Below are 13,233 nucleotides of genomic sequence, written 5' to 3' on the forward strand. Positions count from 1 at the left end.
CGGCTGGTAGCGTCACCCTAAGCGAGAACCGTTCTCAAGTGGAGGTGTCCGTGTCGTCCGCCCTGCCGATCACCGTCGTGACCTCGATCCACCCGCTGCAGCGCGACCTGGTGACGAGCACCGTCTTCTGCGACGTCCCCGGCGCCGTCGTCCTGCGCTACGACCTCGGGGCCGAGGACCTGCGGCGCGTCGTGAGCGACTTCAGCGGCGTGGTGGAGGACGTGGTGGTCCCGCTCGAGCACGCCTGCCTGGGCTGCGCCCAGCGGGAGGACCTCCTGCCGACGGTGGCGGCCATCGCGGCGACCGGCCGCTGGTCCGCCCTCGTGCTGGCCCTGCCGGTCGGCGCCGATCCCACCCCGGTCCTGGCCGCGCTGTGCACGCAGGACGACCTGCGCGACGCCGTCGCCGTGCGCGGGGTCGTGGCCGCCGTCGAGGCCGCCGGCCTCGTCGAGGACCTCCTCGGCGACGCACTGCTGTCCGAACGCGGCACCGCTCTCGGCGAGGACGACGAACGCGCCGTCGGCGAGGCCCTGGCCCGACAGCTCGACGAGGCGGACCTGGTGCTGACCGACGGCACCCCCGACGGGCGCGCACGCACCCTGCTCGCCCACCTGTGCGGCCCGGCGGTACCGGTGCTGCCCCTGGAGGACACCGGCGGCGCGCAGCTCGTCGACGTCGCGGGCGGGACGCACCGCAGCGGCGCCCGCGCCGACCTGCTGACCGTGCGCCGCCCCCCGGTCGAGGACACCTGCGGGGTCTGGACCGTGGAGCTCACCTCAGACCGCACGCTGCACCCGGGCCGGCTGCTGGAACGGATCGAGGACCTCGGCGCCGGGCGTCTGCGCGCCCGCGGCACCTTCCGCCTCGCCACCCGGCCGGGCACGGTCTGCGCGTGGGACGGCGCCGGGGGCCAGCTGAGCATCGGCGAGACCGGCACCTGGCGCCCCGGGGACCGCAGCACCCACCTCGTCGTCACCGGCACCGAACCCGGCGACAGGGACCGGGTGCGGGCCGCCTTCACCGACGTCCTGGCCACGGTGCCCGAGGAAGCCGGGGCGCAGGAGGAGGCGGTCCAGCAGGCCGCCGGTGCCCAGGGCCCCGAGGAGGACGGGTTCGAGGCGTGGCTGGGCCCGCGAGAGCCCCACGTCCCGGACCACCTCCTCACCGATCCGCTCGTGGTGGAATGAACGTCCGTCGTCTCAGGAGGTCTTCCGTGCTGCCCATCGCCGCGCCCCTCGGGCGTCTCGCCCTCACCGCAGCCGCCTCGGCCGGGATCGTCAAGGCCCTGGGTGACGGTCGCGGCGGCGCGGCCCTGCGCCGCCTCGCCGTCAGCGGGACCAAGGCCGGCATCAAGGCCTCCCGCGCCGCCGAGACCGGGGTCGAGCGCCTGCGCCTGGGCACCGGCGACATCGTGGCCCAGGCCTACGACGAGCTCGGCGAGCAGGTCCCCGTACCGCCCACCCCGCAGGCGGGGCACGACCACCAGCACTGAGCGGTTCCGGCTCACCGTCCCCCACCCCCCAGGAGGTGCGCACGTGTCCAGCCCCACCTGGAGCCCGGTCGAGCTGTCGCCGCTGAACGTCGTGGCCGTGGCTCCGGGTCGCCTGCGGCTGCAGGCGGACTGGTTGCGCCGCAGCCCAGCTCGTGCGGTCGCGGCCGAAGAAGCCCTCGACCGCCTCGACGGTGTCCGCCTGGCGCGGGCCTACCCCGTGACGGGCAACGTCGTCGTGCACTTCGACCCCGCGACCCTGCACGTGGAGCAGATGGCGGCGGCGGTCGCCTCCAGCGCGAGGGTCGCGCACGACGCCGATCCGTCCCGCACCCCGCGCTCGGCCGACGTCGGCAACGGTGAGGTGGCCCGCATCGCCGTCGGCGGTGCCGCACTGGCCCTGCTGGGCCTGCGCCGCTACGCCTTCGGTCGCCCGGCGTTGCTCGGCCCGACCTCACGTCTCGTCGCGACGGGTGTGACGATCTTCTCCGGCTACCCCTTCCTCAAGGGGGCCTTCGGTTCCCTCGTCGGGAAGCGGAGCGCGGGCACCGACGCGCTGGTCTCCGCCGCCACGGTCGCGAGCCTGTTGCTGCGCGAGAACGTCGTGGCCCTCACCGTGCTCTGGTTGCTCAACATCGGGGAGTACCTGCAGGACCTCACGCTGCGCCGCACCCGGCGGGCCATCGCAGACCTGCTGCAGGGCAGCGAGACCACCGCGTGGGTGCGGCGGAACACCGCCGAGGGGGAGGTCGTCGAGCAGCGCGTCGACCTCGCCGAACTGCGGGTCGGCGACCTCGTCGTCGTCCACGACCAGTCCACCGTGCCCGTCGACGGCCTGGTCGTCGACGGCGAGGCCGTCGTGGACCAGGCCGCGCTGACGGGGGAGAACCTCCCCGTCCAGCGCGCCGTCGGTGACCCCGTGCTGGCCGGCAGCGTCAACCTGCGCGGACGTCTCGTCGTCCGGGCCACCGCAACGGGTTCGGACACCGCGGTGGGACGGATCATCGCCCGCGTCGAGGACGCCCAGGCCGACCGTGCCCCCGTGCAGACCGTGGGCGACGCGTTCAGCCGCAAGTTCGTCCCGGCCTCCTTCGGCCTGGCCCTGGCGACGTTGGTGTTCACCCGTGACGTGCGGCGGGCCATGACGATGCTGCTCATCGCCTGCCCCTGCGCGGTCGGACTGGCCACGCCGACGGCCATCAGCGCGGCCATCGGCAACGGGGCCCGGCGCGGGATCCTCGTCAAGGGCGGTTCGCACCTGGAAGCCGCGGGTCGTGTCGACGCGTTCGTCTTCGACAAGACCGGGACCCTGACCGTCGGCCGTCCCGTCGTGACGAACGTGTTGTCCTTCCGCGAGGACTGGACCCCCGAGCAGGTCCTCTCCGAGGCCGCGAACTCCGAGGTGCACTCCAGGCACCCGCTGGCCCAAGCCGTCATCCGTTCCACCGAGGAACGTCACCTGCTCATCCCCACCCACGAGGAGTGCGAGGTCATCCTCGGTCTGGGGATGCGCGTGCAGGCCAACGGCCGGGTCCTGCTCGTGGGATCGCCGGGGTTGATGCGCCGCGAGGGCGTGAGCGTCGACGAGCACGCCACCGACTGGGTGGACCGGTTGCAGCGGGCCGCCGAGACCCCGCTGCTGCTGGCCGTGGACGGAGTTCTCACGGGGTTGGTGAGTCTGCGTGACGAGGTCCGCCCGGAGGCGCGCGAGGTTCTGGACACCCTGCGCCGCAGCGGGGTCCAGCGGATCGTCATGCTCACCGGCGACAACCCCGACACGGCCGCCGCCGTCGCCGCGGAACTCGGCATCACCGAGTTCCGCGCGGAGACGATGCCGGAGGACAAGCAGGACGTCGTGCGGGCCCTGCAGGCCGAGGGCTTCACCGTCGCCGTGGTGGGCGACGGCACGAACGACGCCCCGGCGCTGGCCCTGGCCGATCTCGGGATCGCGATGGGCATGTCGGGCACCGACGTCGCCGTCGAGACCGCCGACGTCGCGCTCGTCGGCGACGACCTGCGCCGGTTGCTGCAGTTGCGGGACCTGGGGGACCGGACCCTGGGTCTGATCAAGCAGAACTACGGCGCCTCGATCGCCGTGAACGGCCTGGGGCTGGCGCTCGGTGCCGCGGGGGCGCTGTCGCCCGTGGTGGCGGCCATCGCACACAACGCGTCCTCGGTCTTCGTGGCCGTCAACTCCGCACGGCTGATCCGCTACCAGGTTCCCGTGCGCCGCCGGAGCGCAGCAGGAGGACGGCCGTGACGGCGGTGATCGACGTCCCCGTCACCGCGGCGAGGTGGGCGAACGGGGCTCAGCGGCCGTGGAACCCCGCCCGCGACCTCTCGACGTGGGTCTCCATGCAGCGGCTCGCCCGGGTCTCGTCGCCGGCCGCGATGGCGGCGACGATCTGGCGGTGCTCGGTCCAGGCCCGCTTCCCCTGCTGCGGGACGGTCGTCGCGTAGGCCCACTGGATCCGCTCGGTCACCCGGCGCAGCACCATCGTCATGCTCGCCGCCCCCGAGGCCCGCGCGATGGTGGCGTGGAACTCGGCGTTCAGCCGGGCCCCCTCGGCCGCCCGTTCCTCGGCCAGCGCCGCGAAACCCGCCTCGACGATCTCCCCGAGTTCGGCGACGAGCCCGTCCGCGTCGCCCGCCGCGACCCGCCGCGCGCAGCGGGCCGCGGTGATCCCCTCGGCGACCCTGCGGACGGCGTAGAGGTCAGCGAGGTCGTCGACGGGCACAGCGGCGACCGTCGCGCCCGCGTTGGGGCGCAGGTCGAGGAAGCCGTCGGCGGCCAGGGCCCGCACGGCCTCCCGCACCGGGACGCGGGAGGTCCCGTACCGCTGCGCCAGGAGGGTCTCGGTGAGGCGGGACCCCGGGGGCAGCGCGCCGCTGAGGACGTCCTGGCGCAGGGCCTCGGTGACCCGTTCCGCCGTGGCGCCCACCTCAGGCCGCGCGCCGGGGGGTGGCCCCGGGGATCGCCGTCAGGAGTTCGCGGGTGTACTCGTGCTGGGGGTGGTCGAACACGTCCTCGATCCTGCCCGCTTCGACGACCTCCCCGCGCCGCATGACCAGCACGTCGTGCGCGATGCTGCGCGCGACGGCGAGGTCGTGGGTGATGAACAGGTAGCTCACCCCGAGGTCGGCCTGCAACCGGCCCAGGAGTTCCAGCACCTGCTTCTGCACCAGGACGTCGAGGGCCGAGACGGCCTCGTCGCACACCACCAGCTTCGGGTTCAGCGCGAGCGCCCGGGCGATCGCGACCCGCTGCCGCTGCCCGCCGGAGAGTTCCGCCGGGCGTCGCTGGGCGAGGTCGCGTCCGAGGGCGACCTGGTCGAGCAGTTCACCGACGCGTTCCCGGCGGGCCCGGGCGTCACCGACCGAGAACACCCGCAGCGGTTCGTCGATCAGCCGTTCGACGGTCATCGTCGGGTCCAGCGAACCGTAGGGGTCCTGGAACACGGGTTGCATGTCGCGGCGCCCGCCGTCGAGCGTCACCGTGCCCGACGTGGGTTCCTCCAGCCCCAGGACCATCCGCGCCGTCGTCGACTTCCCCGAGCCGGACTCCCCCACGACGGCCGTCGTGGTCCCGGCCCGCACCGAGAACGACACGTCGGACACCGCCCGCAACCGTTCGCGCCGGCCGCGGACCCGGTAGTCCTTGACGAGGTTCTCGACCCGCAGCACCTCCGCCGCCCCCTCCGGCGCGGTGCGGGGTTCGGTCCGTCCCGGCACCGCGGCGACCAACCGCTGGGTGTACTCGTGCGTCGGGGAGCGCAGGACACCCTGCGCCGCACCGGTCTCCACGACCCGGCCCGCCGACATCACCACGACCTCGTCGCAGCGGTCCGCGGCGAGGGCCAGGTCGTGGGTGATGAGCAGCAGCGAGGCACCCCGGGCCGCGGTGAGACGTTCGAGGTGGTCGAGGATCTGGCGCTGGACGGTGACGTCGAGCGCGGAGGTGGGTTCGTCGGCGATGAGGAGTTCCGGTTCCGCGGCTAGGGCCATCGCGATGAGGACGCGCTGGCGCATCCCGCCGGAGAACTCGTGCGGGTACTGCTTCGCCCGACGCCCGGCGTCGGGGATCCCGGCCTCCTCCAGCAGTTCCACCGCTCGCGTCCGCGCCGCCGCCCCGCGGGCCATCCCGTGGATGACCAGGGTCTCCGCGACCTGTCGCCCCACCCGCGCGGAGGGGTTCAGGTTCGACATCGGGTCCTGCGGGACGAGGCCGATCTGGCGTCCGCGCAGCCGGGCGGCGCGACGTTCGTCCCGGCCCTGCACGGCCGCGGTGACGTCCTCACCGTCGAAGAGGACCCGCCCGGCGGTGATGCGGCCCCGACCCGGCAGCAACCCGATCGCCGCGGCGGCCGTGGTCGACTTGCCCGACCCCGAGGCCCCCACCACCGCGACCCGCTGGCCGCGGCCGACGGTGAGGTCCACCCCGTGGACGACGGTGTTCGTGCCGTAGGCGACGTCGAGTCCTTCGATCCTCAGCAGCTCGTCCACCCTGCTCACCGCCCCGCCGCGTAACCCTGGGCGCCGCGGGAGTTCGCGGCGGCCTGCATCACTCCGGTCGCCGGGTCCCGTTCGACCGTGGACAACCGCCCGAGCGTCCACCCGCCCGCGACGGTCACCTCGTGCCCGCGGGCCCGCAGACCGGCGACGACGTCCGCCCCGATCCGGTCCTCGACGACGGCACCCCCCGGGGTCCACGTCCGGGGCCAGAACGACCCCGGCATCGACGTCGTGTGCAGCGCGGGGGCGTCGATGGCCTGCTGCGGCGAGTACCCGCCGACGAGGGTCCGGAGCAGGTAGAGCAACTGCCACTGGTCCTGCTGGTCGCCGCCGGGGGTTCCCAGCGCCGCGACGGGAACCCCGTCGCGCAGCAGCAGCGTTGGGGTCAGCGTGGTGCGCGGTCGTTCCCCCGGGGCGAGGGCGGAGGGGGAACCCTCCTCCAGCCACGTCATCTGCAACCGCGACCCGAGGCAGAAGCCGAGTTCCGGGATCGTCGGGGAGGACTGCAGCCACCCTCCCGACGGCGTGGCGGAGACGATGTTCCCCCAGCGGTCGACCACGTCGAGGTGGCAGGTGTCGCCGCGGGTCGTCCCGCCGGCCTCCACCGTGGGCTCACCGACGGTGGGTTCACCCACCCCCACCGCGTCGGGGGCCTCGGTGGCCAGCGGCGGGAGGAACGGTTCCGCGCCCGCGACGACACCGGGGCGGAACTCGTGCGAGGCGCGGTCGGTGATGAGCGCGCGTCGCGTGGCCGCGTACTCCGGCGAGAGCAGTTGCGTCAGCACCGCCGGATCGGCCTGCGACCCGTAGTAGGCGTCCCGGTCGGCGAGGGCGAGCTTCAGCGCCTCGAGGACCGTGTGCGCCCCGCGTTCCGTCGAGGGGTCGAGGTCGGCGTCCTCGAACCCGTCGAGGATCCGCAGCGCCTGCAGCAGGACGGGGCCCTGGCCGAACGGCCCGGTCTTGGCGACGGTCGTCCCCCGGAACTCGATCGTGACGGCCTCCTCGAGACCGGCCGAGAACCCGGCGAAGTCGGAGACCTCGATGACCCCGGCGTGGTCGGTGCCGGAGGAGTGGCGGTGCGGGGTGCGCAGGAACTCGACGGCCTCGCGGGCGACGAAACCCTCCCGCCACTCCCGCCGGAACGCCTCGATGCGGCCCTCGCGGGTGGTCTCCGTCTTCCCGGCCTCGAGGAGGCGTTCCAGGGTGCGGGCCCAGGCGGGGTTGGTGACGACCTCGCCCGGTTCCGGGATCCGACCCTGCGGCATCCACAACGCGGCCGAGGTGGGCCAGTGGTCGCGGAACAGCTGCTCGACGGAGGCGATCGTCCGCCCGACCCGGCGCAGCACGGGGTGCCCGTCGCGGGCGTAGCCGATGGCCGGCGCGAGGACGTCGGCGAGTTCCCAGGTGCCGTGCTCGCGCAGCAGGACCATCCACGCGTCGACCGCGCCCGGGACCGCCGCCGCGAGCCCACCGGCGCCGGGCACGAGGTCGAGTCCCTCCCCGCGGTAGTGCGCGACGGTCGCCGCCGCGGGCGCCGGCCCCTGCCCGTTCAGCACGACGGGCGTCGGGTCCGCAGCGGTGGCGAGGACGGCGGTCATGTCCCCGCCCGGGCCGTTGAGGTGGGGTTCCACGACGTGCAGGGTGAAACCCGCGGCGACGGCGGCGTCGAAGGCGTTGCCGCCGCGTTCGAGGACGGACTGCCCGACGGCCGTCGCGATCCAGTGCGTCGTCGCCGTCATGCCGAAGGTGCCCTGCAGCGTGGGGCGGGTGGTCTCGTCGGACGGTTGCGTGAAGTCGGGCGAGAAGGGGCTCACCGGTGTCCTCCGGGTTCGAGGGCGTCGCGCAGCGCGTCGCCGAACAGGTTGAAGGCCAGGCAGACCAGGACGATCGCCAGACCGGGGAAGAGGGCCGCGTACGGCGCGCGGAAGATGTACTGCTGGGCGTCGGAGAGCATGATCCCGAGGCTCGGGGTGGGCGGCTGGATCCCCAGCCCGAGGAACGACAGCAGCGCCTCGCCGATGACGACGGCGGGCATGATGACGGTCGCCTGCACGATGATCGAGGGTACGGCGTTGGGCAGGAGGTGGGTGGCGAGGATCCGCGCTCCCGAGGCGTCCATGCTCCGGGCGGCCAGGACGTACTCCGAGCCCTTCAGCCGCAGGGTCTCCGCGCGCACCACACGGATCATCTGCGGGACGTGCGCGATGCCCAGCGCGATCGCCGCGTTCGACAGGCTCGCCCCGCGGATCGCCGCCAGCCCGACGGCCAGGACGAGGAACGGGAACGCCAGCGTCAGGTCGGTGAGGCGGGAGACGACCGCGTCGAGACGGCGCCAGTAGCCCGCGACCAGCCCCAGCGGTGCGCCGACGACGATGGACAGCGCGACGGCGAGGATCCCGACCTCGAGCGAGGCCCGGGTCCCGAACAGCACGCGGGACAGGATGTCGCGGCCCAGGTCGTCGGTGCCGAGCGGGAAACCCACCGTCCGGGGCTGCTGGAACGGCGTCTCGAAGTGGACCTGCGTCGGCGGGTGCGGCGCGATGAGCGGCGCGAACACCGCGGCCACGACGACGAGCAGCAGCAGGATCCCACCGGTCAGACCGAGGCGGTCGTGCAGCAGGTTCTTCAGGACCCGCCCGCGGCTGGACCCGAGGTCGACCGACAACCGGTCCACGGGCGTCTCCGTCGCCGCGCTCACGAGGTCGCCCCCGCCACCCGGATGCGGGGGTCGAGGACGCTGTAGAGGACGTCCACGGCCAGGTTGATGACGATGTAGGCGAGGGTCACGACGAGGACGACTCCTTCGATGACGGGGTAGTCGCGGCTGAACACCGAGTCGAGGGTGAGCTTGCCGAAACCGGGCAGGCCGAAGATGCGTTCGGTGACGACGGCGCCGGAGATCAACCCGCCGAGCTGCAACCCGACGAGGGTCACGACGACGACGAGGGAGTTCCGCAGCGCGAACCGGACGACGACGCGGGCGCGGGAGGCGCCCTTCGCGCGGGCCGTCCGGACGTAGTCGGCGCCGAGGTTGGCGAGCATCGACGCGCGGGTCTGGCGCATGACGACGGCCGCGATCCCGGTCCCCAGGATCACCGCGGGCAGGGTGAGGTGGTGCAGCGCCCGCAACGGGTCCTCCACCGGGGAGACGTAGCCGGAGGCGGGGAACCAGCCGAGGCCGACGGCGAGGTAGAGGATCGCGAGCAACCCGAGCCAGAAGCTGGGGACGGACAACCCCAGGATCGACAGCGTGTTCAACCCGAACTCCAGGGGGGTTCCGCGCCGGACCGCCGCGAGCGTCCCGGCGACCAGGCCGATGACCACGGCGAACGCCATCGCGTAGAGGGCCAGCCAGGCCGTCACCGGCAACGTGGCGCCGATGAGTTCGGTGACCGGGGTGCCGGTGCGCACCGAGGTGCCGAGGTCACCGGAGAGGAGGTTGCGCACGAACCGCCAGTACTGGACCCAGATCGGCTGGTCGAGGCCGAGCTGGACCCGGATCGCCGCGACGGCCTCGGGGGTCGCCTCCTCGCCGGCGGCCGCGAGCGCCGGGTCACCGGGCAGGGCCCGGACCCCGGCGAAGACCACCATCGAGGCGAGCACGAGGGTGACGACGCTCTGCCACGAACGGGTGAGCAGGAATCTCGCCACGGTCACTTCCCTCCGGCCAGGAACGCGGCCCGGGACAACCGGACCACTCCGTCGGCGTAGGTCTCGATCCCGGCCACGCCGGGATCCTGGGTGGTGTACCCGGTGATGCTGCGCTGCCGGTACAGGTAGACGATCGGGTTGTCGCGCTGCACGACGGTCACCAGCTTCCCGTAGAGCTCGGCGCGTTGCGCGGGGTCGGTGGCCCGGGCCGCGGCCTTGACGAGGTCGTCGGCCTCGGGCGAGGAGTACCCGGAGTAGTTGTTCCCGGCCCCGGTGCTGAGGAAGCTCGCGCTGTTGCCGTTGGGGTCGACACGACCCGACCAACCGAGCTGCACGGCCTCGAAGTCACCGCTGGTCTGCTGGTCCAGCAGCGTCGAGTACTCCACCGGCTGGATGGTGAGGTCGAAACCGCCGGCGACGACGCTGGCCTGCAGGGCCTGGGCCAGTCGCAACGAGTCCGCGGTGTTCGAGGTCGCCATGGTGAACCGGTAGGGCAGCTCGACGCCGGCCTCGGTGAGGAGCTGCTTGGCCCGGGCGGGGTCGTAGGTGGGGCAGGCCTCGCTCGCCTCGGTGGAGTACGTGCTGTCCGGTGGGACGAACGAGCAGGCGGGTTCGTACCAGTTGTTGAACACCGAGTTCACCAGCGCGGTCCGGTCCACCGACAGCGAGAACGCCTCCCGGATCCGCGGGTCGGTGGCCAGCGGCGTGTCGATGCGGCCGGGCGGTTTTCCGGTCCCCTCGGTGTTGCCGAGGTTGAACGTCACCGCCTGGTAGCCGAACGATCCGGTCTGCAGCAACCCGACGTCCTTCTCCTGGGCCAGCGCGTCGACGTCCTGCGGGGAGAGGCTGTCGGCGACCTGGACGTCACCGGAGCGGAGGTTCGCGGCGCGGATGTTGGCGTCGGTCATGATGCGGTAGGTGATGGTGTCCAGGTGGACCTCGTCGGCGGCGTAGTACAGCGGGTCGCGTTCGACGGTGATGGAGGTCTGCGGGACGCGTTCGACGAACTTGAACGGCCCCACGCACACGGGGTGCGCCCCGAAGTCCGTCCCTTCGGCCGCCAGCGCCGTGGGCGACATGATCATCCCGGCCCGGTCGGCGAGCGCCGCGGTGAGCGGGGAGAACGGCGTCTTGTAGGTGACGACGACCATCCCGGGGTCGGGTGCGGTGACGTCGGCGACGGGTCCGAGTTCGCTCTTGCGCGAGGACCCTTCGAGGGTCAGGTTCCGCTGGAGCGTCGTGACGACGGCGGCGGCGTCGAAGGGGGTTCCGTCCGCGAACACCGGGCCGGTGCGGACGGGGATCGTGACGGTGAGGCCGTCGGGCGAGATCGTCGGCAGCGCCGCGGCGAGCTGCGGGACGAGGTTCCCGTCGGCGTCGATGTCGTAGAGCTTCTCGCACACGGCGTTCATGACGTAGCGCGTGTAGAGCGAGGAGGACGTGGTCGGGTCGAGCTTGTCGGGTTCGGCCGACAGCGCCATCACCAGGTCGCCGCCGTCGGCGACGGGACGGGAACCGATCGCGACGCCGGTGACGTCCTCGCGGTCGGGGGCGGGCTGCACGGGCTGGACGGCCACGCAGCCGGTGAGCAGGAGCAGCGCGGCGAGCGAGCACGGGACGCGGACCTTCATGTGAACACCTTCGGGACGCCGACGAGCAGGTCAGGAACGTATACAATCGGGGACCGTACTCCGACTTTGTTTCGTCTGTGTTGCCGACGCTCCGGTATCTTCCGGAACTCACCTGGAGGAACGGGGAGTTTCGTGGCGAAGAAGTGGCACCTGGCGCTCATGCTGGTCCTGACGTTCTCGACCGGCATCGTCGACGCCGTCGGCTACCTCGGCCTCGACCGCGTGTTCACGGCGAACATGACCGGCAACGTCGTGATCCTCGGCATGGCCCTCACGGGCGCGGAGGACCTCCCGATCGTCGGCCCGATCGTCGCGCTGCTCGGGTTCCTCGTGGGCGCGACCGTCGTCGGCCGGGTGCTGCGGAAGGCGCCGACGGGCTGGACGACGGCCTCCTCGGTGGTCTTCGGACTCGTCGGGGTCGGACTCGGCGTGCTGGCCGCCGTGGTCACCGGACTGCAGGGCGTCCCCGTCGAGGCCGGCACCACCGCACCGCCCGCCGCCCTGGCCGTCACCGGCACGCTCGGGGTGGTCATGGGTGGTCAGGGCGCCGCCGCCCGCCGCCTCGCGGTCAAGGACGTGACCACGGTCGTCGTGACCTCCACGCTCACCGGCCTCGCGGCCGACTCCCGGCTCGCGGGGGGCACGGGCGAAGGGTGGCGGCGACGGATCGGCGCGGTCGTCCTCATCCTGGCCGGGGCCGCGGTCGGCGCGGCCCTGCTGCGCTGGCACATCGGCGCGGGCCTGGCCCTCGCCGCGGTCATCGCCCTGCTCGCCGCCCTCCTCGGCCACCTCAAGGCGCGCGAGACCCCCTGAGGACAGGCGCTCCCGCGAGTGGGGCTGCGAACGGGTGATGCGGTACTCAACCACTTTCCGTCCAGGAAGGCATCACGTAGCGTCACCTCATTGCTCCACCCGTCCCCTGCACCCGCCGGTGACGCGCGGGGACGGGAGGAGACCCGATGGACAGCGGACGCGTCAGCGTGCCGTCGCGACCACGGGTCACCGTGCCGTTCGAGGAGCTGGTCCAGCAGGTGCCGATGGGGGTGTGGATCCACCTCGACGACCGGATCGTCTACGCCAACCGCTGCGCCGAGGAGATGCTCGGGACGGGCCCGGGGCAGGCGGTGGGCCTGTGGATGTCGCACCTGGTCCACCCGGCCTCCGCCCAGCTGGTCCAGGCCCGCACCGCCCGCCTGCTGAGCGGGCGGGCGCTGTCCGGGTCGGCGGAGGTCACCCTCCTGCGTCCCGGCGGCGAGGAGGTCCGCATCGAGTCGGTGGAGACCACGATCGAGCTCCCCGAGGGGGTCGCGGTGGTCGTGACGGCCTGCGACGTCACCGAGCGCGTCCGCCGTGAGCAGCACCTGGCCCACGTGGCCACCCACGACGGCCTCACCGGCCTGCCCAACCGGCTGCTGTTCATGGACCGCCTCGAGCAGGCGCTGAGCGGTGCGGCCCGCCGGGGTGGGTACGTGCTGCTGGCCTTCGTCGACCTCGACGGGTTCAAGGCCGTCAACGACCGGCTGGGGCACGCCGCCGGGGACGAGGTCCTGCACCGCGTCGCGCAGCACCTGCTCAGCGGTTCGCGCAGCGGTGACACCGTCGCACGACTGGCCGGGGACGAGTTCGTCGTCTGCGCCGAGCTCGACGAGGCCGCCGACGCCGAGGGGTGCGTGGCCCGCTACGCGGAGGCTCTCGCCCGGGCGCAGCGACCCTCGGACGTCGTCGCGTGGGGGGCGAGCACCGGTGTCCTCGTGTGCGACGGGACCTGGTCGGCCGCCGACGCCCTCGCCGAGGCGGACCGGCGCATGTACGCCGCGAAGCTGCCCCGGGCCCGCGGGACGGACGGCCTCCCGGCCTGAGCGTCCCGGGTCGCCACGCCAGGGCGGTGGCGGGACGGCGGGCACGGGTGCAGCATCATCGGTCTCGACCGCAGAGCGCGGTGTCACCGGA

At 73.3% G+C, this 13,233-nt stretch carries 11 protein-coding genes; 5 read left to right on the forward strand and 6 right to left on the reverse strand.

Going from position 1 to position 13,233, the window contains the following annotated elements; all coding sequences use genetic code 11:
* Positions 1-50: 50 nt before the first annotated feature.
* The 3 genes from SJY07_RS12230 (at position 51) to SJY07_RS12240 (ending at position 3,749) form a co-directional block, all read left to right on the forward strand.
* Entirely contained in the window at positions 51-1,187 is a 1,137-nt protein-coding gene (locus SJY07_RS12230) for a GTP-binding protein (RefSeq protein WP_380159403.1), read from the forward strand.
* 26 nt (positions 1,188-1,213) lie between these two features.
* Positions 1,214-1,492, forward strand: coding sequence for a DUF1490 family protein (locus SJY07_RS12235; protein ID WP_328293978.1), 279 nt, complete (start codon positions 1,214-1,216; stop codon positions 1,490-1,492).
* A gap of 73 nt (positions 1,493-1,565) precedes the next feature.
* Positions 1,566-3,749, forward strand: coding sequence for a heavy metal translocating P-type ATPase (locus tag SJY07_RS12240; protein ID WP_380162294.1), 2,184 nt, complete (start codon positions 1,566-1,568; stop codon positions 3,747-3,749).
* A 49-nt stretch (positions 3,750-3,798) separates the two neighbouring features.
* Here SJY07_RS12240 and SJY07_RS12245 read toward each other — a convergent pair whose 3' ends face one another.
* From SJY07_RS12245 to SJY07_RS12270, 6 genes are all read right to left on the reverse strand, one after another.
* Positions 3,799-4,431, reverse strand: coding sequence for a GntR family transcriptional regulator (locus tag SJY07_RS12245; protein ID WP_380159405.1), 633 nt, complete (start codon positions 4,429-4,431; stop codon positions 3,799-3,801).
* Position 4,432: 1 nt separating this feature from the next.
* A complete protein-coding gene (locus tag SJY07_RS12250; RefSeq protein WP_380159407.1) occupies positions 4,433-5,992 on the reverse strand; it encodes a dipeptide ABC transporter ATP-binding protein in 1,560 nt (519 codons plus the stop codon).
* A 5-nt stretch (positions 5,993-5,997) separates the two neighbouring features.
* A complete protein-coding gene (locus SJY07_RS12255; RefSeq protein ID WP_380162296.1) occupies positions 5,998-7,740 on the reverse strand; it encodes a gamma-glutamyltransferase family protein in 1,743 nt (580 codons plus the stop codon).
* Between the two features lie 71 nt (positions 7,741-7,811).
* Complete coding sequence (locus SJY07_RS12260) at positions 7,812-8,699, reverse strand: ABC transporter permease (protein ID WP_380159409.1); 888 nt, start codon at positions 8,697-8,699, stop codon at positions 7,812-7,814.
* The gene (locus tag SJY07_RS12265) at positions 8,696-9,652 is read right to left on the reverse strand and encodes an ABC transporter permease (protein ID WP_328293972.1); all 957 of its coding nucleotides are present in this window, start codon (positions 9,650-9,652) and stop codon (positions 8,696-8,698) included. The genes SJY07_RS12260 and SJY07_RS12265 overlap by 4 nt, the downstream gene beginning before the upstream one ends.
* A gap of 2 nt (positions 9,653-9,654) precedes the next feature.
* A complete protein-coding gene (locus SJY07_RS12270) occupies positions 9,655-11,283 on the reverse strand; it encodes an ABC transporter substrate-binding protein (protein WP_380159411.1) in 1,629 nt (542 codons plus the stop codon).
* 159 nt (positions 11,284-11,442) lie between these two features.
* On the opposite strand from SJY07_RS12270, the gene SJY07_RS12275 reads away from it, so the two are divergent.
* Together SJY07_RS12275 and SJY07_RS12280 are read left to right on the forward strand one after the other, a co-directional pair.
* Positions 11,443-12,096, forward strand: coding sequence for a YoaK family protein (locus SJY07_RS12275; protein ID WP_380162298.1), 654 nt, complete (start codon positions 11,443-11,445; stop codon positions 12,094-12,096).
* A 146-nt stretch (positions 12,097-12,242) separates the two neighbouring features.
* Positions 12,243-13,142, forward strand: coding sequence for a diguanylate cyclase domain-containing protein (locus SJY07_RS12280; RefSeq protein WP_328293969.1), 900 nt, complete (start codon positions 12,243-12,245; stop codon positions 13,140-13,142).
* Positions 13,143-13,233: the final 91 nt, after the last annotated feature.

It is taken from the genome of Kineococcus sp. R86509, from assembly GCF_042466365.1.
Classification (GTDB): Bacteria; Actinomycetota; Actinomycetes; order Actinomycetales; family Kineococcaceae; genus Kineococcus.

What these genes read in the sequence shown, in the direction of transcription:
- SJY07_RS12255 (WP_380162296.1), bottom strand. Translation starts at nt 7,740, where the DNA reads ATGACGGCGACGACGCACTGGATCGCGACGGCCGTCGGGCAGTCCGTC.
- SJY07_RS12270 (WP_380159411.1), bottom strand. Translation starts at nt 11,283, where the DNA reads ATGAAGGTCCGCGTCCCGTGCTCGCTCGCCGCGCTGCTCCTGCTCACC.
- SJY07_RS12275 (WP_380162298.1), top strand. Translation starts at nt 11,443, where the DNA reads ATGCTGGTCCTGACGTTCTCGACCGGCATCGTCGACGCCGTCGGCTAC.
- SJY07_RS12280 (WP_328293969.1), top strand. Translation starts at nt 12,243, where the DNA reads ATGGACAGCGGACGCGTCAGCGTGCCGTCGCGACCACGGGTCACCGTG.